Raw genomic sequence first — 20427 nt, forward strand, 5'->3', positions numbered from 1 at the left:
GACGGAACCGGAGACGCTTCTATTCCGGGCCGTCGTCCGCTTGATCGACGCCGTAGGGAGGGGACCCGGAGCGCAGCGTAGGGCCCAGGCTCGGGGCGAGCCCTTTTTGGTTACTTTTTGGGGCGACTGCCAAAAAGTGACTCGCCGTAAGGGCGAAACGGTCGGTGGTCGCACCCGTAGCAATGGATATGCCCCCCGAACGAAAAAGCGCGCTTCGAGGACGGTAAGCATATCCATTATCTAGGGTGATGCTGAATCACCTTTCCGCCCTTACGGCGGGTCACTTTTTGACAAACGCCCGGTGTGCCGGCCCAGCCAAAAAATAACCAAAAAAGGCTTGCCCCGAGCCCGGTCCCTACGCTTCGCTCCGGGTCCCCTCCCTCCGACGTCGTTCAAGCGGACGACGGCCCGGAATAGAAGCGCCTCCGGTTCCGTCTCCTTCAGCTACGCTGAAGGCCGCTTGATCGACGTCTCCGGTCGGCCCTGGGCTCTAACGGGGCATACAATCAAGATCAAAGGCCTCACGGAAGCAAAAGCAAAAGCGCGTCGGCGTCGGCGTCACTGGCTGGAAGAAAATTCGATTTATTTCCCCCCTCAACACTCAAACTCCTCTCAAGCCCGCCGATAACAAGCTGAAGGCGGGTCTTCCGCTTACCCCTGTAACGCCGCCCAGCCGTCGATTCGAGCCTCAGATGCCGCGCAACCAAGAAATTCGCCCCGATCTGGACGAGGGAATCGACCGCAAGGTCCTCTCGACCCTGCGCGCGCGATTTTTGACCCTCAACCAAGGCCGCCTCAATCGCGCCATGCAGGGCCTGTCGAACCGCCAGCAACAGGTGCTGACACTGTTGCCGCTGTTCTTCCACGTCAACCACCCCCTGCTGCCCGGCTACGTATCCGGCAACACCCCAGCTGGCATGAGCAACTATGAGCCCGACGCCGAGGTACTGGCCGAAGCCCAGCGCCTGACCCGCTCGTTCTCCTACAAGGCCCGGCTCGGCAACCCACCGCGCCCGCTGCACGGCCTGTTCCTGATGGGCAGCCTGGGCACCCTGGCCCAAGCCGAACAGAGCGACATGGACTTCTGGGTGTGCCACGACACGAACCTGGGTGCCGATGAGGTCGCCGAGCTGCGCAAGAAATGCCAGCTACTGGAAGCCTGGGCCGCAACCCAGGGCGCCGAAGCGCACTTTTTCCTGATTGACCCGCCCCGTTTCGTACGCGGCGAGCGCGACTCCGAACTCAGCTCCGAAGACTGCGGTACCAGCCAGCACTACCTGCTGCTGGACGAGTTCTACCGCACCGCGATCTGGCTGGCCGGGCGCACGCCGCTGTGGTGGCTGGTGCCGGTCTACGAGGAAGCGCAGTACGCGCAGTACACCGAAACCCTGCTGGGCAAGCGCTTTATCCGCGCCGACGATGTGCTGGACCTGGGCAACCTGGCCCATATTCCCGCCGGGGAATACATCGGCGCCGGGCTGTGGCAGCTGTTCAAGGGCATCGACTCACCCTACAAGTCCGTGCTCAAACTGCTGCTGACCGAGGTCTACGCCAGCGAACACCCCCATGTGCAATGCCTGAGCCTGCGCTTCAAGCAGGCCGTGTTCGCCAACCAGGTGGACCTCGACGAGCTGGACCCCTACATGGTGGTGTACCGACGCATCGAGGAATACCTGCTGGCCCGTGGCGACGTCGACCGCCTGGAGCTGATACGCCGTGCCCTGTACTTGAAGGTCAACAAGAAACTCAGCAGCAGCGCCCGCAACCGCCCCGCCAGTTGGCAAAGGCTGGTGATGGAACGCCTGGCCAGGGAATGGAACTGGGACCGCCGCCAACTGGCATTACTGGACAGCCGCAGCCAATGGAAGGTGCGCCAGGTGACCAGCGAACGCCGCGCCCTGGTCAGCGAGCTCAACTACAGCTACCGCTTCCTCACCCAGTTCGCCCGCGCCCAGCAGGCAGTGAACCTGATCAACAAGCGCGACCTGAGCATCCTCGGCCGCAGGCTGTATGCAGCCTTCGAGCGCAAGGCCGGCAAGATCGAGTTCGTCAACCCGGGCATCGCCCCGGACCTGGCCGAAGACACGCTCACGCTGGTGCAATCGCCCAACCGCAAGGAGCCTGGGCAGACCCTGTGGGGGCTGTACAACGGCAACCTGGGCGCCTACGAGTGGGAGCATTTCGCCCCTTTCAAGCGCAGCCGTGACTTGCTGGCCATGCTTGCCTGGTGCCATCGCAACGGCGTGATCGACAGCAGCACGCGCCTGGCCCTGCACCCGGGCGAAAGCGACCTGACGGAATTCGAGCTGTTCAACCTGATTGCCAGCCTGCAGCAGAGCATCCCCCTGCCCCTGCCCAGCGTCGCCGATGAACAACTGCTGCGCCCCAGCGTGCCGGTGGAAATCCTGTTCCTGGTGAACGTGGGGGTTGATCCGCTCAAGCATCACCGCGACCTGAACATCCTGATGACCACCGAGCGCACCGACTCGCTAAGTTACGCCGGGGTGCGGGAAAACCTGGTGCTGACCCTGGACCAGGTCACGTTGAACAGCTGGCATGAAGTGTCGGTGAACCGCTTCGACGGCCCCACCGCCCTGCTGGACTGCGTGCGCGACTACCTCAACGGCCTGCCGGCCGGCACACCGCCGAGGGTTCGGGTGCGCTGCTTCTGCCACAACCGTGCGCAGGCCATCGCCCAACGTGTGGAAAGCCTGCTGGCCGCCGCCCAGCAATTGCTGGTCAGCAAGCTGAATTATCGCTACCTGATTCAGATCCAGAAGCAGTACCACGTGCTCGAACTGGTGCCGGGCAAGGTCCGTCATGTGGCATTGCCCACCGTGGCCGGACTGGTGCAATACCTGGGTGAGGACCTGTCCAGCTACAGCCCGCTGCATCTGGATGGCCAGGCCCTGGCCGACCACGATCTAAGCCTGGTGCTGCCCCACGGGCAACCGGATTGCATTCAGCTGTTCTACCGGCTTCAGGACAACTGGGCGGACGTCTATGTGCTCGACGAGCTCAACGCCCTGTGGCATCAGCGTCTGCCCTTCCATGACGAGGCCAGCCTGCTGACGCCGTTGCAGCGGTTCCTGGAAGCCGTTGTCTACCGGCGCAATGCCTTGCTGCCCATCGACAACAAGATGCAGGGCCAGGCGAGCGAAGTGCTGTACTACCAACTACTGCCGACCGGCCCCGGCCGCGCCCGCAGCGTGGAGCCAAGACCGGGCCCGCCGACGGCGGCCGACCAGCGCTTCTTCGAGGTACAGGCGATTGTCGAGCACTCGTTGCCCGGGCAGTCTCATGTGACCCTGTATTGCAATCAGCGGGAGTTTTCCGAGGTTGAGCACGGCGGCCAATTGTTCGCGGTGGTGGCTCGGCAGATTCTGCAGCAACGGGTGCAGGGCACGGCGTATCGCTGTTACATCACCGACCTGGACCTGTCCGGCCTGCTCGGTGATGTGCCCGGCGCTACCCATCTGTACCTGCGCTACAAGGCGGACCTGGAACGGTCGCTGAACAACGCCCTGAGCCAGATGTAGGCTAGAGCACCGCGCGGCGCGCGGCAGCTTCGAGGTTGATCTGTCGACGGCGCTCGTCATCGGCCGAGCGCCATTCGCGGATGTCTTCCACGTGGCGGAAGCAGCCCTTGCACACTTTCTGCTCATCCAGCCGACACAGGCTGATGCACGGCGAAGGCACCGCCGTGCTGACGTTGCTGTACAGGGGCTTGGGCGGGCGCGCCGCCGGGGCTTGGGTGGTCACACTCAGATCTCTTCGAAGTCCAGCTTCACGCCGGCCTGTGCCCAGGTGGCGGTAGCGAGGATCTCGCCCAGCAGCTCTTCGGACTTTTCGCATACCCACTTGCCCGACTCTTCGTCGTAGTCGAAGTGGTAGCCGCCCGAACGGGCCGCCAGCCACAGTTGGCGCAGGGGCTCCTGGCGGCTGATGATCAGCTGGCTGCCGTTGTCGAACTTGATGGTCATCAGGCCGGACGAGATTTCCACGTCATCGGCGTGGTCTTCGAACAGTTCTTCCAATGCCTGCTGGGTGGCATCGACCAGGTCGTGAAAGCGCGCTTCGGTCAAACTCATTGCGGGAACCTCGATAAGTGTCTACTCACACTGCAAGCGCGGGAAGATACGAGCAGCGCGCGCCGATTGCAAAGTTATTACGACCAACTACCGCTGTAGCCGCTGCCGCCAGGCTGCGCTGGCCGGTGTGAATCTGCAATATCTCCAGCGAAGCGCAGGGCCGGCGCAGCCTGGCGGCAGCGGCTACAGGGCCGCGCGGCGGCGGCGACCGGGCATCAATAGGCAAGCCGCCGGGTGGCCGGTATACTCGGGCGCAATTAACGCTTTTACAAAGGATTTCGCCATGAAGCGCCTGATTTCCGCCCTTGCTGCGCTCGTCGCGGTGGCCTGCCTCGTTTCCGCCTGCGGCCAGAAAGGCCCGCTCTACCTGCCAGACGGCGAAAAATCCACCGTGCAACAGGACGGCTCGTCGAAATCGCACAAGCACATGATGTAAGGGAAGACCATGGACGCTTTCAACTACCGCGACGGTGAGCTGTTCGCGGAAGGCGTGTCGTTGGCTTCCATTGCCGAGCGTTTCGGCACGCCGACCTACGTCTATTCCCGCGCGCACATCGAACAGCAATACCGGGCTTATGCCGACGCCCTCGACGGCATGTCGCACCTGGTGTGCTTTGCGGTGAAAGCCAACTCCAACCTGGGCGTGCTGAACCTGCTGGCGCGCCTGGGCGCCGGTTTCGACATCGTCTCCGGTGGCGAGCTGGAACGCGTCCTGGCCGCTGGCGGCCGTGCCGACCGCGTGGTGTTTTCCGGTGTCGGCAAGACCCGCGAAGACATGCGTCGCGCCCTGGAAGTGGGTGTGCACTGCTTCAACGTCGAATCCGCCGATGAGCTGGAGCGCCTGCAGGCCGTGGCCGCCGAGATGGGTGTGCGCGCCCCGGTGTCGCTGCGCGTCAACCCGGACGTCGACGCCGGCACCCACCCGTACATTTCCACGGGCCTGGCCGAGAACAAGTTCGGCATCGACATCGTCGCCGCCGAAGACGTGTACATCCGCGCCGCCCAACTGCCCAACCTGGAAGTGATCGGTGTCGATTGCCACATCGGCTCGCAACTGACCAGCCTGGAACCGTTCCTCGACGCACTCGACCGCCTGCTGGGCCTGGTCGATCGCCTGAGCGACTGCGGCATCTTCCTGCAGCACCTGGACCTGGGCGGTGGCCTGGGCGTGCGCTATCAGGACGAGCAACCGCCGTTGGCCGGTGATTACATCAAGGCCGTGCGCGAGCGCCTGGAAGGCCGCGACCTGGCGCTGGTGTTCGAGCCGGGCCGCTACATCGTCGCCAATGCCGGCGTGCTGCTGACCCGGGTCGAGTACCTCAAGCACACCGATCACAAGGACTTCGCCATCGTCGACGCCGCCATGAACGACCTGATCCGCCCGGCCCTGTACCAGGCCTGGATGGACGTCAGCGCCGTGCGGCCGCGCGAAGGCCAAGGCCGCAGCTACGACATCGTCGGGCCGATCTGCGAGACCGGCGACTTCCTGGCCAAGGCGCGCCAGCTGGCCCTTGAAGAAGGTGACCTGCTGGCCGTGCGCTCGGCCGGGGCGTATGGTTTCGTCATGAGCTCGAATTACAACACCCGCGGCCGTGCCGCTGAAGTGCTGGTCGATGGTGACCAGGCGTTTGAAGTGCGCCGCCGTGAAACGGTTGCTGAACTGTTCGCGGGCGAAAGCCTGTTGCCGGAGTAAACCCATGCTGCTGCGCTTTACCAAAATGCATGGGCTGGGCAACGACTTCATGGTCCTGGACCTGGTCAGCCAGCACGCGCATATCCTGCCCAAACATGCCAAACAGTGGGGCGACCGCCACACGGGCGTCGGTTTCGATCAGTTGCTGCTGGTCGAAGCGCCGAGCAACCCCGACGTGGACTTCCGCTACCGCATCTTCAACTCCGATGGCTCGGAAGTGGAGCAATGCGGCAACGGTGCGCGCTGCTTCGCCCGCTTCGTGCTGGACAAGCGCCTGACCGCCAAGAAGCGCATCCGCGTCGAGACCAAAAGCGGCATCATCGAACTGGATATCCGCAACGATGGCCAGATCAGCGTCGACATGGGGCCACCGCGCCTGGTGCCGGCCGATATCCCGTTTGTGGCCGATGCCCAGGCGAAGAACTACGACGTCGACGTCGACGGCCAGGTGGTGAACCTGGCGGCCGTCTCCATGGGCAACCCCCATGCGGTGCTGAAGGTGGATGACATCAACTCGGCGCCAGTCCACCAGCTGGGTCCGAAAATCGAACATCACCCGCGCTTCCCGGCGCGGGTCAACGTCGGCTTCCTGCACGTGGTCGACCGTCAGCGCGCGCAACTGCGCGTCTGGGAACGCGGCGCCGGGGAAACCCAGGCCTGCGGTACCGGCGCCTGCGCCGCAGCGGTGGCCGCCATCAGCCAGGGCTGGATGGATTCACCGTTGTTGATCGACCTGCCCGGCGGGCGCCTGTCCATCGAATGGGGCGGCCCTGGCCAGCCCGTGCTGATGACCGGCCCGGCCGTGCGGGTTTACGAAGGCCAAGTGCGTCTATGAGCGAGCAACGACCATGACCGACAAGCCCCAGGCACCTGCCCCACAGCCCCTTGATACCGTTGAGGACAGCACGGCGCCGGCCCTTGGGGCCGAAGCGGTTGCGGCGTTCCTGCGCGCCAACCCGGAGTTTTTCGTCGAGCACGAAGAGCTGCTGATCAGCCTGCGCCTGCCCCACCAGCGCGGCGATACCGTGTCGCTGGTGGAGCGGCAGATGAAGGTGCTGCGCGAGCGCAACATCGAGATGCGCCATCGTCTGTCGCAACTGATGGACGTGGCCCGCGACAACGATCGGCTGTTCGAAAAAACCCGCCGATTGATTCTCGACATTCTCGACGCCGGCAGCCTGGAAGAGGTGGTCATTGCTGTCGAGGACAGCCTGCGCCAGGAATTTCAGGTGCCCTTCGTCAGCCTGATCCTGTTCAGCGACATTGCCACCCCGGTGGGTCGCTGGGTCAGCAGCAGCGAGGCGCACCAGGCCATCGGCGCGCTGCTGACCGGCGGCAAGACCGTCAGCGGCAGCCTGCGTGAGCATGAGCTGGAGTTCCTGTTTGGCGAAGAGCAGCGCAAGCAAGTGGGTTCCACCGCCGTGGTGGCCCTCACTCACCAGGGCCTGCACGGCGTGCTGGCCATCGGCAGCCGCGACCCGCAGCATTACAAGAGCTCGGTGGGCACACTGTTCCTGAGCTACATCGCCGAAGTCCTGGGCCGCACCCTGCCGCGCTTCACCAGCAGCCTGCGCTCGGTACGCTGACCATGCAAGCGCACCTGGACGCCTACTGCGCGCACCTGCGCAGTGAGCGACAAGTGTCCGACCACACCCTGCTGGCCTACCGCCGCGACCTGGACAAGGTGGTGGCGTTCTGCGAGAAGGAACAGCTGGCCGGCTGGAGTGCCCTGGATATCCAGCAACTGCGCCGCCTGGTGGCGCGCCAGCACCAGCAGGGCCAGTCCTCACGCAGCCTGGCGCGGCTGTTGTCGGCGGTGCGCGGCCTGTACCGCTACCTGAACCGCGAAGGCATCTGCAACCACGACCCGGCCAACGGCCTGTCGCCGCCCAAGGGCGAGCGCCGCCTGCCGCGCACCCTGGACACCGACCGCACCCTGCAACTGCTGGAAGGCGCGGTGGAGGACGACTTTCTCGCCCACCGCGACCAGGCCATGCTGGAGCTGTTCTACTCTTCCGGCCTGCGCCTGTCGGAGCTGACCAGCCTGAACCTGGAACAACTGGACCTGGCCGACGGCCTGGTGCAAGTGCACGGCAAGGGCAGCAAGACCCGCGTACTGCCAGTGGGCCGCAAGGCGCGCGAAGCCTTGCAGCAATGGCTACCGCTGCGCGCCCTGAGCAATCCGGCCGACGATGCCGTATTCGTCAGCCAGCAAGGCGGTCGCCTGGGCCCCCGGGCTATCCAGCTGCGGGTCAAGGCCGCTGGCGAGCGCGAGCTGGGTCAGAACCTTCACCCGCACATGCTGCGGCACTCTTTCGCCAGCCACTTGCTGGAGTCCTCCCAGGACCTGCGCGCGGTGCAGGAGATGCTCGGCCACGCCGACATCGCCACTACGCAGATCTACACCCACCTGGACTTCCAGCACCTGGCCACGGTCTACGACAGCGCCCACCCCCGGGCCAAACGCAGCAAGGACAGTGATACATGAGCATCGAGCTGATTACCTTCGACCTCGACGACACCCTGTGGGACACCGCGCCGGTGATCGTCAGCGCCGAAGCGGTGCTGCGCGATTGGCTGGCCCAACACGCACCAAAATTGGGCGCAGTGGAAGTCGAGCACTTGTTCGCCATTCGCAAACGCCTGGTGGAGGCACAGCCGGATCTCAAGCACCGCATCAGCGCATTGCGCCGCCTGGTGTTGCAGCACGCCTTGTTGGACGCTGGCTACGGTGATGCCGAGGCAGACTCACTGGCAGAAAAGAGTTTCGAAGTATTTCTGCACGCCCGCCACCAGATCGAAATCTTCCCGGAGGTGCAGCCGGCGCTCGAACAACTGGGCCAGCGCTACACCCTGGGCGTGGTCACCAACGGCAACGCCGACGTGCGCCGCCTAGGCCTGGCCGACCACTTCGCCTTCGCGCTATGCGCCGAAGACCTGGGCATCGGCAAGCCGGACCCGGCGCCCTTCGTCGAGGCGCTGAAACGCGCTGGTGGCGTGGCTGCCGGTGCTGCGGTGCATGTGGGGGATCATCCTGGCGATGACATCTTTGGCGCGCAGCAGGCCGGGTTCAGGGCGATCTGGTACAACCCGCAGGGCAAGGTGTGGGAGGCCGATCACAAGCCGGATGCCGAGGTGCGCAGTCTGCTGGAAATCCCTCAGGTGCTGGCAGGCTGGTAAGCCCGTAGCCGCTGCCGCAGGCTGCGCTGGCCCTCAACCACACTGAACATCTCCAGCGTATGGAAGGGCCAGCGCAGCCTGGCGGCAGCGGCTAGAAACAGACATGAAAAAGCCCGCAGCGACGGCGGGCTTTTTCAGGGAAGCAGGGACTCAGATAGGGCGGCTGCCATATTTGTTGTCCGGCTTCTTGGGCGGGTCGGCGACCACATTGGCCTCGACTTCCTGCACCTTGCCACCACGTGCCAGGAACTCTTCCATCGCACGGGCAAGGGCATCACGCTCCTTGTTCTTGGCTTCAATGCTAGGCAGCTCGTCAACCGACACAGCAGCCTTGGACTTGCCTTTGGCCGTGGGCGCAGGGGCGTCGTCGCCACTGTCGTCAGCAACGTCTTCCGCCGCCGCTTCCAGGCCTTCCTCGGTATCGTCCTCGTCACCTACTTCGAGTTCGTCGTTTTCCAGATCATCGTCGCTCATGTTCTACCTCATGACTTGCGAAAAGCAGATTATTTATAGCGCAGCCTGACCGTCTGTCGATGGCTGCCAGTAAAAATTCATAACCGTCGGTTTGCCGACGTTCATTTGGCCTCGCCCTGTAAAGTGGCGACGACCCTGCGAGCCCCGCCGTGATCACGGTGCTCACCCAAATACACGCCTTGCCAGGTACCCAGCGCCAGCCGTCCGTCCCGTACCGGCAACGTCAACTGACAGCCTAGCAAACTGGCCTTGAAGTGCGCCGGCAGGTCATCAGCGCCCTCGTCGTTGTGTTCAAAACCGCTGTCACCCTGCGGCACCAGGCGGTTGAAGAAACGCTCGAAGTCACGACGTACCGCCGGGTCGGCGTTTTCGTTGATGGTCAACGACGCCGACGTGTGTTGCAGCATCAGGTGCAGCAGGCCGATTCGGCATGCACGCAACTCGGGCCAGTCGACCAGCAATTCATCCGTCACCAGATGAAAGCCGCGAGGCCTTGGCTTCAAGGTGATCAACCGTTGCTGCCACATACCATTCTCCACACGTTCGGGGCGCATTCTAGCGCGCTCTGGGAAAAAGCAAAGGGGCTAAATTCATCATTGCTTGTAAGCCAAACGCCCATGCACCGGGGATGCCTGAAGTTCGTCCGAAGAAACCGTTTGCGCTTGAAGCAAATGACAAATCACAGGCGAAAAAATGCCCGGCGAGCCGGGCATTTTTTTAACGGGGGCGATTACAGGTTGTAGCCGCGCTCGTTGTGTTGTGCCAGGTCCAGGCCAACCGACTCTTCTTCGTCGTTGACGCGCAGGCCCATGACCAGGTCCAGCACCTTGAGGATGACGAAGGTCACCACCGCGGTGTAGATGATGGTGAAGCCTACGCCTTTGCACTGAATCCACACTTGTGCGGCGATGTCGGTCACGGTGCCGAAGCCGCCCAGCGATGGGGCTGCGAACACACCCGTGAGGATCGCGCCCAGGATACCGCCGATACCGTGCACGCCGAAGGCGTCCAGGGAGTCGTCGTAGCCCAGTTTGCGTTTCAGGGTAGTGGCGCAGAAGAAGCACACCACGCCAGCGGCCAGGCCGATGACCAGCGAGCCCATCGGGCCGACAGTACCAGCAGCCGGGGTAATGGCTACCAGGCCGGCAACCACGCCCGAAGCAATGCCCAGTGCGCTAGGTTTGCCGTGGGTGACCCACTCGGCGAACATCCAGCCCAGTGCGGCAGCAGCGGTAGCGATCTGGGTCACCAGCATGGCCATGCCGGCGGTGCCGTTGGCAGCTGCGGCGGAACCGGCGTTGAAGCCGAACCAGCCTACCCACAGCATGGCGGCGCCCATCAGGGTGTAGCCCAGGTTGTGCGGGGCCATCGGGGTGGTCGGGAAGCCTTTGCGCTTGCCCAGTACCAGGCACGCTACCAGACCGGCGATACCGGCGTTGATGTGCACCACGGTGCCACCGGCGAAGTCCAGCACGCCCCAGTCACCCAGCAGCGAACCCGGGCCAGACCAGACCATGTGCGCAATCGGTGCGTACACCAGGGTGAACCAGATGCCCATGAACACCAGCATGGCCGAGAACTTCATACGCTCGGCGAAGGCACCCACGATCAGCGCCGGGGTGATGATGGCGAAGGTCATCTGGAAGGTGACGAACACGGCTTCAGGGATCAGCGCCGCAGGGCCAGTGATGCTGGCTGGGGTGATGCCCGCCAGGAAGGCCTTGGCCATGCCGCCGACGAAGGAGTTGTAGTTGACCACGCCTGCTTCCATACCGGTGGTATCGAACGCCAGGCTATAGCCGTAGATGGTCCACAGAATGCTGATCAGACCCGTGATGGCGAAGCACTGCATCATTACCGACAGGATGTTCTTGGAGCGGACCATGCCGCCGTAGAACAAGGCCAGGCCCGGGATGGTCATGAACAGCACCAGGGCGGTGGACGTCAGCATCCAGGCAGTGTCACCGGAGTTGAGTACGGGGGCGGCGGGGGCTGCCACCTCGTCGGCTGCCATCGCAAGCGTTGGCAAAACGAGGGACAAAAGGGCTCCTAGCCCTGCGAAACGACGCAGAGTCATGTTGTTATCTCCTGGGGCTTTGGGGTTTGGGGCGGCTTAGATCGCGTCGGTGTCGGTTTCGCCGGTACGGATGCGAATCGCCTGTTCCAGATTGACCACGAAAATCTTGCCGTCACCGATCTTGCCGGTGTTGGCGGCCTTGGTGATCGCCTCGATCACACGGTCAAGATCCTTGTCGTCGATGGCGACGTCGATCTTCACCTTGGGCAGGAAGTCGACCACGTATTCCGCGCCGCGATACAGCTCGGTGTGACCCTTCTGACGCCCGAAGCCTTTCACCTCGGTTACGGTAATGCCCTGCACGCCGATTTCGGACAACGACTCGCGTACATCGTCCAGTTTGAACGGCTTGATGATGGCAGTGACTAGCTTCATGAAACTCTCTCCCGAATTAGTGGACTTGCCCCAGGAAAACAAACCCAGCTCAAGTCTAAGCGCAGTGTCTGGCTTTGTAACGCGTCGTCGATCCTGCATCCCCTGACCGACCACCAGAACCGCTCCTGACGAAACTCTCCCCGCTCCGCCTGCGCACTGCATTCGTCACATCGACTGCATCAGTGCATGGGTCAATTGTGTCTAAGCAGAAAGCTTGCCATGTCCGCGCAACTCAACAAATTCGGCCTTTTTACCGCCACTGCCTGCCCCGTGCCCCTACCTGATCAACGGTTGCGCTCCATCCTGGTGCGCGATGAATCAGGGCAATGCGCAAAAACCGTGCGCCCGCCCTGCCACTGACTATAGACGGCTGCGTGTTACACTCCAGGCCATCAGATTCAGGAATTTCACCATGCTTGCGCCCAAAGCCTTCCTCGACGCCCTAGGCGACCACGCCTCGCGCCTGTTCAGCAGCGACACCAGCCAGCCGCGCGCCGAGCTGGAAAGCCAGTTCAAGGTGCTGCTGCAAAGCGGCTTCAGCAAACTGGACCTGGTCAGCCGCGACGAATTCGACAGCCAGATGGTCGTGCTGGCCCGCACCCGTGCGCGCCTGGAAGCGCTGGAAGCCAAGATGGCCGAGCTCGAAGCGCGCCTGACGCCCCCCACCGAATAACCTGAATCACGTAGCCGCTGCCGCAGGCTGCGCTGGCCCTATGCCTCGCTGGAAATCTCCCGAGTTCACACAGGCCAGCGCAGCCTGGCGGCAGCGGCTACAGGTGCCTGCACGTTGCGCGTTGCGGACTGGCGCCTCTACACTCCAGCCATCACGCGAATGGACTGGGGACAGGCGCCAATGAACCGCAATGAATTGCGCAAGGCCGACATCAACCTGATGGTGGTGTTCGAAACCTTGATGCTGGAGCGCAACGTCACCCGCGTCGCAGAAAAGCTATTCCTTGGCCAGCCCACCATCAGCTCGGCGCTCAACCGCCTGCGCAGCATGTTCAACGACCCGCTGTTCGTGCGCGTCGGCCACCGCATGGAACCCACCGCCCGCGCCGAAGAACTGGCCCGCCACCTCTCCCCCGCGCTCGATGCGCTGTCCATCGCCATCAGCCTGAGCCACGACTTCGACCCTGCCGTCAGCACCTCCACCTTCCGCATCGGCCTGTCCGACGACGTCGAGTTCGGCCTGCTGCCACCCTTGCTGCGCGCCTTGCGCCAGGAAGCGCCCAAGGTGGTCTTCGTCGTCCAGCACGTCGACTATTGGCGCGTCCCCGACCTGCTTGCCTCCGGCGAAATCACCGTGGGCATCAGCCAGACCCGCGGCCTGCCAGCCAACGCCAAACGCAAACTGCTGCGCCGCATCCAACCGCGCATCCTGCGCGCCGACAAATCCGACCGCCCCCTGACCCTGGACGAATACTGCGAACGGCCGCACGTACTGGTGTCGCACATGGCCAACACCAGCGGCGTGGTGGATGAGTGGCTGGAAGAAATCGGCCGCAAGCGCCATGTGGTGCTCTCGGTTCCCCAATACAGCGCCCTGCCCGCCTTGCTGGCCGGTACCGATTTGCTGGCGGGTGCGCCGGACTATGCGGCGAATGCGATGGTGGGGTACGGGAATCTGTATACCGAGCCGTTGCCGTTTGATACGCCGACGCTGGATTTGTCGATGGTGTGGTTGAGCGTGATGGATACGGATCCGGGGGAGCGGTGGTTGCGGGCGCGGTTGGAGGCGTTTATGAGTGATTTGCCGCGGTAAGTAGCTGGATAAACGTCATCAAGACGCGGCTTATGCTCCATAAACCACCACAAAAAGCGGCTTATGAATTCATTTTTCCCAATTGAATGTTGTGAAACCCTACGAAAAATCGGGCTTCTCATTAAAAGCAGGCGCCTGCAATCCCGCCAGCGTCAGAAAGACTTGGCTAAAGCCCTATCGGTCTCAGAGCAAACGCTGCGGAAGATAGAGGCGGGGGAACCAGTAGTGGAACTGCGTTCTTTCATGTTGGTGGTCTGGCAGCTCGGGCTGGTGCAGGAGGTTTTTCAGGACCTGGCGGAAATTGAGTCCCGCTCGCAGTTTATTGCGCATAACCCGACCCTGCCGAAACGAGTGCGGTTGATTAAGCCTAAGAGTGGCGAGTTTTGAAGGCCTGAGTGCCTGCCTTTGACCACCTCGGAGCAGCATTGACCGAAACGACCTAGCCGCATAGATGATGAAGCGCCCTACAGCCTGCCGACGCAGGGCATGACGGAAATTTCTGATTTTTCTATGTAGCCTTGCGCAGACGCTTTCATACGCATACCTTTCGGCTCTGCTGATTTTCGGCACTGGATTTGGCGATCCAGCCAGCAAAAGGCGCGTCCCCACAGAAATGCTGGGGTATCCAAAGCTCGACAAAGGCCTCGCCATGCCTCATTCAGGATTTCAAGCTGTTCCATTTACCAGGCACGGGCTAAAACTCCGCGCCCTGCTAATCAACGCAGAACCTTGGTTTTATGCCCGCGACATAGGCCGCCTGATCGGTCAGCACATCGATGAACGTCGCCTCCAAAAACTTGATGACGACCAATACCAAACGACCAAAATCACCTGCGAAGGCACGACCTGGGATGTTTTGGTATTAAGTGAATCCGGGGTCTACGCCCTGCTTGTCTACCACTACGCTGTGGAGAATCGCAGCCTGAGGCGCTGGGTAACGCATGATGTAATCCCGGCTCTTCACGCAATGTTTGAACCGTTAGATTCCAACCGCCCGAACCTGTACATGCTCGACTGGCCACAGATGTCGATCTCGATGCTCAACTGGCGTGGGGAATGCTGGATCAGATTGAAGGATATGCCGGTCATGCTGCCAACCGGGGTGCTCAGAAATCACGCTCAGCGCCCGTCATTACTGAGACGAACAGTAGATTTTCTACGCAGATAAGCTGCTATCCGTCCCACCCGACCCCGAAGGCAAGCACGGGGTCGGACATCAGCCTGCCTTGCCCAGCAACACCCTGCCGCAATATCCCCATGGCATTCCCAGCCCCACCCACTACCCTCAAACACCGCAGGGAAGCGCGCGCCCCCTTTAACGCACGGAGCAACCATGTCCCTAGCCATCGCCCACAGCCGCGCCCAGGTCGGTGTCGGCGCGCCGGCCGTCACGGTGGAAACCCACTTGGCCAACGGCCTGCCTTCGCTCACGCTGGTAGGCCTACCGGAAGCCTCGGTGAAGGAAAGCAAGGACCGGGTACGCAGCGCCATCGTCAATTCAAACCTCAATTTCCCCGCCTGGCGTATCACCCAGAACCTGGCCCCGGCGGACCTGCCCAAGGACGGTGGGCGCTACGACCTGGCCATAGCCTTGGGCATACTCGCCGCCAGCGGTGTGTTTCCCAGCGCGGCGCTGCGTGATGTGGAGTGCCTGGGCGAGCTGGCGTTGTCGGGGGCGATACGGCCGGTGCAGGGCGTGTTGCCTGCCGCGTTGGCCGCACGCGAAGCGGGACGTGCGCTGGTGGTGCCTTGCGAGAATGCCGAGGAGGCGAGCCTGGCCTCGGGGCTGGTGGTAATCGCCGCCAGCAGCCTGTTGGAGTTGGTGTGCCACTTCAACGAGCAGCAACGCATCAGCCCGTTCAGTTCCAACGGCCTGATCCTGCTGGACCGGCCCTACCCCGACCTCAGCGAAGTGCAGGGCCAGCCGGCAGCCAAGCGCGTGGCTGCGGCCGGTGCGCACAACTTGTTGTTCAGCGGCCCACCTGACACCGGCAAGACGCTGCTCGCCAGCCGCCTGCCCGGCCTGTTGCCGCCCCTGGATGAGCGGGAAGCGCTGGAGGTGGCGGCCATACAGTCGGTGGCCAGCCTTTCGCCGTTAAAGCACTGGCCGCAGCGCCCCTTTCGCCACCCTCATCACTCGGCTTCCGGGGCGGCGATGGTGGGCGGAGGCTGTAGGTTTTCGAAATAGATGCGAATTTATCGAAATAAATGCGACTGAGTAATCCCTCAACTTGACCAAGGCCCACTGGTTTACACCGAGAACGCAGTACCACGTTCAGCTCGCGGATGTCGTCCGAATTCATGCTTGTAGCAACGGTAAAAATGCGGCGTGGCGATGAAACCACTCGCCTAGGCGTTCGAGCCGTATCACGGGCGTACGCCGAAGTCGGTGGCAGAGCAGGAATAGTTGAGAGCAATGATTCCGGAGCGCTGTGGCAATTGCCGTAACCGCCGCTAAACTGGTCTGTCAGGCGGCCTGCACGCACCCTGTTAACCAGGCCACATGTAGAGTGCAGGAGGCACATTACATATGAATCTGATCAGCGCATGTAACCAAGGACTGTTCATTGGCGGACTTCCAGCGCCCAACAATATGGGCGTGTGCTTCTCTCTCTCGATCCATTGGCTAGCCAATGACTGTGAAGATGTGATGTTCCAATCAGTTGCGACCCCGGTCAACGCGATGGCTACCTACAGCCCAGGCAACACTCATCAACTGAACGTGCTTCAAGAGGCAGGCAATTGGTTGTCCGGAGGGGCAATTGGTTTGCCCCACATGATTGACATTGCCCAGGGGCTGTACCCCTCAATCATTCAGGTCGTTCCCGTGGCGGCAAACACCATGACATTTGGCAATCTTTACGCCGCGCAAAACCTAGCGCCGTTCGAGAACAATATTATTTGGTTGATGGATCCAACAGCCATCGGAAACCGCGGGCATGTGGTCGCGTACAACAGTCAAGAGGGACTTTATTTTGATGCCAACAGCGGCAGCTTCGATGTGGAAGATGATCTAAGCGCCGAAGTGGCCAGCCAGATCATGCATGTGTACTTGAACACCTATACGCACTTCCAGGTGTTTTCGTTGCAGATGTAACGTCCAGTGCATGGCGATCCTGACATTAAGGGCAATTGCGCCCGCTTAAAAACACGCGGACACAATCGTCCTTATCGACAGGGCACGAAAGGTGTGTTCACCGACCCCTTACGTAACAACGGCGTAAGCGCACGGCGAACACACCGTCCTAATCCACAAGTTGATCTAGGACGATCACAGCATCAATGCCAGTTGTCGGTTTCCGAAATAAATGCAATTTTTTCGAAATTAATGCGACTGAGGATATCCGCTGGCGTGGAGGCCGCACCTTGCGTTACAAGGTCAAGCCGATGGACGTATTGGATGAGGTCAGGGTGCATCTGACTGACTAACGCCATCGAATCTCGGTGAGACTTTGGCTAATCGGATCATGCACAGCCCATTACCGCGCTATACAGTCGAACAGTGGATTTTCTACGCAGATAAGCTGCTATCAGTCCCACCCGACCCCGAAGGCAAGCACGGGGTCGGACATCAGCCTGCCTCGCCCAGCAACACCCTGCCGCAATATCCCCATGGCATTCCCACCCCCACCCACTACCCTTCAAACACCGCAGGAAGCGGCCCCCTTCAACGCACGGAGCAACCATGTCCCTAGCCATCGTCCACAGCCGCGCCCAGGTCGGTGTCGGCGCGCCGGCCGTCACGGTGGAAACCCACTTGGCCAACGGCCTGCCTTCGTTAACCCTGGTAGGCCTGCCGGAAGCCTCGGTGAAGGAAAGCAAGGACCGGGTACGCAGCGCCATCGTCAATTCAAACCTCAACTTCCCCGCCCGGCGCATCACCCAGAACCTGGCCCCGGCGGACCTGCCCAAGGACGGTGGGCGCTACGACCTGGCCATAGCCTTGGGCATACTCGCCGCCAGCGGTGTGTTTCCCAGTGCGGCGCTGCGTGATGTGGAGTGCCTGGGCGAGCTGGCGTTGTCGGGCGCGATACGGCCGGTGCAGGGCGTGTTGCCTGCCGCGTTGGCAGCACGCGAAGCGGGCCGTGCGTTGGTGGTGCCTTGCGAGAATGCCGAAGAGGCAAGCCTGGCCTCGGGGCTTGTGGTCATCGCCGCCAGCAGCCTGTTGGAGTTGGTGTGTCATTTCAACGACCAGCAACGCATCAGCCCGTTCAGCTCCAACGGCCTGATCCTGCTGGACCGACCCTACCCCGACCTCAGCGAAGTGCAGGGCCAGCTGGCAGCCAAGCGTGCCTTGCTGGTGGCTGCGGCTGGGGCGCACAACCTGCTTTTCAGCGGCCCGCCGGGCACCGGCAAGACACTGCTCGCCAGCCGCCTGCCCGGCCTGTTGCCGCCTTTGGATGAGCGTGAAGCATTGGAGGTGGCGGCCATTCAGTCGGTAGCCAGCCTCGCGCCGTTGAAGCACTGGCCGCAGCGGCCCTTTCGCCACCCTCATCACTCGGCTTCAGGCGCCGCGCTGGTAGGTGGAGGCAGCCGCCCGCAACCCGGCGAGATAACCCTGGCGCACCACGGGGTACTGTTCCTCGATGAACTGCCCGAATTCGACCGCAAAGTGCTGGAGGTGCTGCGCGAACCTCTGGAATCCGGCGAAATCGTCATTGCCCGGGCCCGTGACAAGATCCGCTTCCCGGCCCGCTTCCAGCTGGTGGCAGCCATGAACCCGTGCCCCTGTGGATATCTCGGCGACCCCAGCAGCCGTTGCAGTTGCAGCACCGATCAGATCGCCCGGTACCGCAACAAGCTATCTGGCCCGTTGCTGGACCGCATCGACCTGCACCTCACCGTGGCTCGTGAGACCACCGCCCTCAACCCCGTGCCGCAGCCTGGCGACGACACGGCGCATGCCGCGGCTCTGGTAGCGAAAGCCCGCGATCGCCAGCTCAAGCGCCAGGGCTGTGCCAATGCCTTTCTCGATCTACCGGGGCTCAAGGCTCACTGCAAGTTATCCACAGAGGATGAGCATTGGCTGGAAACCGCGTGTGAACGGCTGACACTGTCGCTGCGCGCAGCGCATCGTTTGTTGAAGGTGGCACGCACGCTGGCAGACCTGGAAGAGGTGGAGCAGATTGGCCGGGGGCATGTGGCGGAGGCGTTGCAGTATCGGCCCAATAATTAGTGATGCCTGGCGAAGCTCATTCATTCAAGATCCGCAGTGGCGGCATGGCGGATACTCGAACACACTAGAACAGCCGAATCGCCCTGGGGCCGCCATGTTCTCACTGATCACCAACCATCCGCTGGCCATCGGCAGCGTGCTGCTGTTGCTCGACCTTGCGGTCTGGCACTCGATACCGCAAAAGCATCGCATCGCGCGCCTGGCCACCCGGGTCACGGCGTTCGTGCTGTTCAGCTGGGTGCTCAACTCCACCGGCATGAGTCCGCTGACGCCGGCGCCCTGGCCCGACGACGCCACCTTGAACATGGTCGCCACGTTGCTGGAGATCGTCTGGTGGCTGTTCGCTGCGCGCGTGCTGACGGTGGTGCTGGGCGCCGTGCTGTTCCAGCGCAATGGTCATACGGGTCGGCTGTTGCAGGATGTGATGGGTGCCGTGATCTTTTTGATCGCCATCGTCGCGGCTGCCGCTTATGTGATGCAGCTACCCGTGAAAGGGTTGCTGGCCACCTCGGGGGCCATGGCGATCATCGTCGGCCTGGCGTTGCAGAGCACCCTGAGCGACGTGTTCTCCGGCATCGTGCTCAACACAACCAAGCCGTACCAGGTGGATGACTGGATCTCCATCGACGGCACCGAAGGCAAAGTGGTGGACATTGATTGGCGCGCCACGCACCTGATGACCAGCAACGGCGCCATGGCGGTGATTCCCAACTCGGTGGCGGCCAAGGTCAAGGTGCTCAACTTCAGCCGCCCCAGCAACATGCATGGCGTGTCGATTCGCATCTGCGTGCCGTCGCAGGTGCGTCCGCGCAAGGTGCTGGACGCGCTGGACAAGGCCCTGCAAGGCACTACCGCGCTATTGATTTCGCCCAAGCCAAAAGCGGCGGTGAAGGCGTCGAGCCTTGAGTACATGGAGTACGAAGCGAGCGGGTTCATTCCTTCCATGGACCAGAAAACCGAGGCGCAAAATCTGATGTTCGACCTGGCTCACCGGCATTTGCAGGCTTCGGGCGTTAGCTGGGCCGCCGATACGGTGGAGCGGCCTTGGTCGCGCCAGCGCAGCTTGCTGGAAGATGTGCGGGTGTTCCGCTCGCTGAGCAGCGACGACAAGGACCACCTGGCCGAGCGCATGCGTTCGGTGGAATACCCGGAAGATCAGTTGATTCTGGCGTACGGCGCGTCGTCGGATGATTTGCTGGTAATCGGCACTGGCGTGGTGTCGGCCAGTATCAAGGATGGCGACCGCATGATCGAGGCAGGCCGCATGGGGCCGGGGGAAATACTGGGTGAGGACAACCTGGTGTCCGAAGGTGTTTCGCTGGCCGAGTTCCGCTCGCTGACCACCTGCATGCTGTATCGCATCGACAAGCAGGAGCTCAAAGCCTGCATGAACGAGCGCAGCGAAGTGCGCGCGGCGTTTACCAAGCTGCAGCATTATCGACAGCGCAAGAGCCAGTCGTTGCTGCTGCAGAAGCCCGCGGAAATCCGCAAAGGCGGTTTCCTCAACTGGCTGCACATCAAGGAACGCTGACACCCATTTCCCAGCGATCGCAATATCTGTAGCCGCTGCCGCCAGGCTGCGCTGGCCCTTTTATA

The 20427-nt window shown here is 62.3% G+C and carries 20 protein-coding genes and 1 pseudogene; 15 read left to right on the forward strand and 6 right to left on the reverse strand.

The annotated features are described in order from the left end of the window. Positions 1 to 692 precede the first annotated feature (692 nt). Positions 693 to 3539: a class I adenylate cyclase gene (locus tag ACZ9GA_RS27500; RefSeq protein ID WP_457359315.1), complete on the forward strand. Its 2847-nt coding sequence runs from the start codon at positions 693 to 695 to the stop codon at positions 3537 to 3539. Between the two features lies 1 nt (position 3540). Here the strand turns inward: ACZ9GA_RS27500 and ACZ9GA_RS27505 are convergent, their stop codons facing one another. Continuing rightward, positions 3541 to 3762, reverse strand: a complete 222-nt coding sequence (locus ACZ9GA_RS27505; RefSeq protein WP_027980736.1) for a DUF1289 domain-containing protein — start codon at positions 3760 to 3762, stop codon at positions 3541 to 3543. A 2-nt stretch (positions 3763 to 3764) separates the two neighbouring features. Next, on the reverse strand, positions 3765 to 4091 hold the full coding sequence (cyaY, locus tag ACZ9GA_RS27510; RefSeq protein WP_027980737.1) for an iron donor protein CyaY: 327 nt from the start codon (positions 4089 to 4091) through the stop codon (positions 3765 to 3767). 283 nt (positions 4092 to 4374) lie between these two features. On the opposite strand from cyaY, the gene lptM reads away from it, so the two are divergent. Genes lptM through ACZ9GA_RS27540 form a run of 6 tightly spaced genes read left to right on the forward strand, consistent with a single transcriptional unit; the run spans position 4375 to position 8964 of the window. Next, positions 4375 to 4527: an LPS translocon maturation chaperone LptM gene (gene lptM, locus ACZ9GA_RS27515; RefSeq protein WP_038337014.1), complete on the forward strand. Its 153-nt coding sequence runs from the start codon at positions 4375 to 4377 to the stop codon at positions 4525 to 4527. 9 nt (positions 4528 to 4536) lie between these two features. Next, entirely contained in the window at positions 4537 to 5784 is a 1248-nt protein-coding gene (lysA, locus tag ACZ9GA_RS27520) for a diaminopimelate decarboxylase (RefSeq protein WP_457359312.1), read from the forward strand. Positions 5785 to 5788: 4 nt separating this feature from the next. Continuing rightward, positions 5789 to 6619: a diaminopimelate epimerase gene (dapF, locus tag ACZ9GA_RS27525; protein ID WP_027980739.1), complete on the forward strand. Its 831-nt coding sequence runs from the start codon at positions 5789 to 5791 to the stop codon at positions 6617 to 6619. Between the two features lie 13 nt (positions 6620 to 6632). Further along, positions 6633 to 7370, forward strand: a complete 738-nt coding sequence (locus tag ACZ9GA_RS27530) for a DUF484 family protein (RefSeq protein WP_457359310.1) — start codon at positions 6633 to 6635, stop codon at positions 7368 to 7370. Between the two features lie 2 nt (positions 7371 to 7372). Further along, the gene (gene xerC / locus ACZ9GA_RS27535) at positions 7373 to 8272 is read left to right on the forward strand and encodes a tyrosine recombinase XerC (RefSeq protein ID WP_457359308.1); all 900 of its coding nucleotides are present in this window, start codon (positions 7373 to 7375) and stop codon (positions 8270 to 8272) included. Beyond that, positions 8269 to 8964, forward strand: a complete 696-nt coding sequence (locus ACZ9GA_RS27540; protein WP_457359306.1) for an HAD family hydrolase — start codon at positions 8269 to 8271, stop codon at positions 8962 to 8964. The genes xerC and ACZ9GA_RS27540 overlap by 4 nt, the downstream gene beginning before the upstream one ends. 150 nt (positions 8965 to 9114) lie before the next feature. Here the strand turns inward: ACZ9GA_RS27540 and sutA are convergent, their stop codons facing one another. From sutA to glnK, 4 genes are all read right to left on the reverse strand, one after another. After that, on the reverse strand, positions 9115 to 9438 hold the full coding sequence (sutA, locus tag ACZ9GA_RS27545; protein WP_457359304.1) for a transcriptional regulator SutA: 324 nt from the start codon (positions 9436 to 9438) through the stop codon (positions 9115 to 9117). Between the two features lie 101 nt (positions 9439 to 9539). After that, positions 9540 to 9965, reverse strand: a complete 426-nt coding sequence (locus tag ACZ9GA_RS27550) for a secondary thiamine-phosphate synthase enzyme YjbQ (RefSeq protein ID WP_027980744.1) — start codon at positions 9963 to 9965, stop codon at positions 9540 to 9542. A 203-nt stretch (positions 9966 to 10168) separates the two neighbouring features. Then, positions 10169 to 11515: an ammonium transporter gene (locus ACZ9GA_RS27555; RefSeq protein ID WP_457359302.1), complete on the reverse strand. Its 1347-nt coding sequence runs from the start codon at positions 11513 to 11515 to the stop codon at positions 10169 to 10171. 36 nt (positions 11516 to 11551) lie between these two features. After that, positions 11552 to 11890 carry a P-II family nitrogen regulator gene (gene glnK / locus ACZ9GA_RS27560; protein ID WP_002555808.1) on the reverse strand — a complete coding sequence of 113 codons (339 nt, stop codon included), beginning with the start codon at positions 11888 to 11890 and terminating at the stop codon, positions 11552 to 11554. 412 nt (positions 11891 to 12302) lie between these two features. Between glnK and ACZ9GA_RS27565 the strand changes: the two genes are divergently transcribed. The 8 genes and pseudogenes from ACZ9GA_RS27565 to ACZ9GA_RS27600 all read left to right on the forward strand — a co-directional run bounded on the left by ACZ9GA_RS27565 (position 12303) and on the right by ACZ9GA_RS27600 (position 20362). Then, the gene (locus ACZ9GA_RS27565; RefSeq protein ID WP_457359300.1) at positions 12303 to 12563 is read left to right on the forward strand and encodes an accessory factor UbiK family protein; all 261 of its coding nucleotides are present in this window, start codon (positions 12303 to 12305) and stop codon (positions 12561 to 12563) included. A 180-nt stretch (positions 12564 to 12743) separates the two neighbouring features. Next, positions 12744 to 13655, forward strand: a complete 912-nt coding sequence (locus ACZ9GA_RS27570) for a LysR family transcriptional regulator (RefSeq protein ID WP_027980747.1) — start codon at positions 12744 to 12746, stop codon at positions 13653 to 13655. Between the two features lie 63 nt (positions 13656 to 13718). Further along, complete coding sequence (locus ACZ9GA_RS27575) at positions 13719 to 14042, forward strand: helix-turn-helix domain-containing protein (protein ID WP_457359298.1); 324 nt, start codon at positions 13719 to 13721, stop codon at positions 14040 to 14042. Positions 14043 to 14268: 226 nt separating this feature from the next. Then, positions 14269 to 14823: a BRO-N domain-containing protein gene (locus tag ACZ9GA_RS27580; protein WP_476227248.1), complete on the forward strand. Its 555-nt coding sequence runs from the start codon at positions 14269 to 14271 to the stop codon at positions 14821 to 14823. Positions 14824 to 14988: 165 nt separating this feature from the next. Then, positions 14989 to 15831, forward strand: a pseudogene (locus tag ACZ9GA_RS27585) (magnesium chelatase domain-containing protein); the annotation flags it as partial. A gap of 354 nt (positions 15832 to 16185) precedes the next feature. Beyond that, positions 16186 to 16752 carry a hypothetical protein gene (locus tag ACZ9GA_RS27590; protein WP_457359294.1) on the forward strand — a complete coding sequence of 189 codons (567 nt, stop codon included), beginning with the start codon at positions 16186 to 16188 and terminating at the stop codon, positions 16750 to 16752. Between the two features lie 588 nt (positions 16753 to 17340). Further along, positions 17341 to 18831: a YifB family Mg chelatase-like AAA ATPase gene (locus ACZ9GA_RS27595; protein WP_457359292.1), complete on the forward strand. Its 1491-nt coding sequence runs from the start codon at positions 17341 to 17343 to the stop codon at positions 18829 to 18831. A gap of 94 nt (positions 18832 to 18925) precedes the next feature. Next, positions 18926 to 20362, forward strand: a complete 1437-nt coding sequence (locus ACZ9GA_RS27600) for a mechanosensitive ion channel family protein (RefSeq protein WP_457359290.1) — start codon at positions 18926 to 18928, stop codon at positions 20360 to 20362. Positions 20363 to 20427 lie beyond the last annotated feature (65 nt).

This window comes from Pseudomonas sp. TE3644, assembly GCF_056278815.1.

Coding starts and splice junctions, on each gene's coding strand:
- ACZ9GA_RS27570 (WP_027980747.1), top strand. CDS start 12,744: ATGAACCGCAATGAATTGCGCAAGGCCGACATCAACCTGATGGTGGTG.
- ACZ9GA_RS27575 (WP_457359298.1), top strand. CDS start 13,719: ATGAATTCATTTTTCCCAATTGAATGTTGTGAAACCCTACGAAAAATC.
- sutA (WP_457359304.1), bottom strand. CDS start 9,438: ATGAGCGACGATGATCTGGAAAACGACGAACTCGAAGTAGGTGACGAG.
- lysA (WP_457359312.1), top strand. CDS start 4,537: ATGGACGCTTTCAACTACCGCGACGGTGAGCTGTTCGCGGAAGGCGTG.
- xerC (WP_457359308.1), top strand. CDS start 7,373: ATGCAAGCGCACCTGGACGCCTACTGCGCGCACCTGCGCAGTGAGCGA.
- ACZ9GA_RS27555 (WP_457359302.1), bottom strand. CDS start 11,515: ATGACTCTGCGTCGTTTCGCAGGGCTAGGAGCCCTTTTGTCCCTCGTT.
- ACZ9GA_RS27530 (WP_457359310.1), top strand. CDS start 6,633: ATGACCGACAAGCCCCAGGCACCTGCCCCACAGCCCCTTGATACCGTT.
- ACZ9GA_RS27565 (WP_457359300.1), top strand. CDS start 12,303: ATGCTTGCGCCCAAAGCCTTCCTCGACGCCCTAGGCGACCACGCCTCG.
- ACZ9GA_RS27580 (WP_476227248.1), top strand. CDS start 14,269: ATGCTGGGGTATCCAAAGCTCGACAAAGGCCTCGCCATGCCTCATTCA.
- ACZ9GA_RS27590 (WP_457359294.1), top strand. CDS start 16,186: ATGAATCTGATCAGCGCATGTAACCAAGGACTGTTCATTGGCGGACTT.
- ACZ9GA_RS27600 (WP_457359290.1), top strand. CDS start 18,926: ATGTTCTCACTGATCACCAACCATCCGCTGGCCATCGGCAGCGTGCTG.
- lptM (WP_038337014.1), top strand. CDS start 4,375: ATGAAGCGCCTGATTTCCGCCCTTGCTGCGCTCGTCGCGGTGGCCTGC.
- ACZ9GA_RS27595 (WP_457359292.1), top strand. CDS start 17,341: ATGTCCCTAGCCATCGTCCACAGCCGCGCCCAGGTCGGTGTCGGCGCG.
- cyaY (WP_027980737.1), bottom strand. CDS start 4,091: ATGAGTTTGACCGAAGCGCGCTTTCACGACCTGGTCGATGCCACCCAG.
- ACZ9GA_RS27550 (WP_027980744.1), bottom strand. CDS start 9,965: ATGTGGCAGCAACGGTTGATCACCTTGAAGCCAAGGCCTCGCGGCTTT.
- dapF (WP_027980739.1), top strand. CDS start 5,789: ATGCTGCTGCGCTTTACCAAAATGCATGGGCTGGGCAACGACTTCATG.
- ACZ9GA_RS27500 (WP_457359315.1), top strand. CDS start 693: ATGCCGCGCAACCAAGAAATTCGCCCCGATCTGGACGAGGGAATCGAC.
- glnK (WP_002555808.1), bottom strand. CDS start 11,890: ATGAAGCTAGTCACTGCCATCATCAAGCCGTTCAAACTGGACGATGTA.
- ACZ9GA_RS27540 (WP_457359306.1), top strand. CDS start 8,269: ATGAGCATCGAGCTGATTACCTTCGACCTCGACGACACCCTGTGGGAC.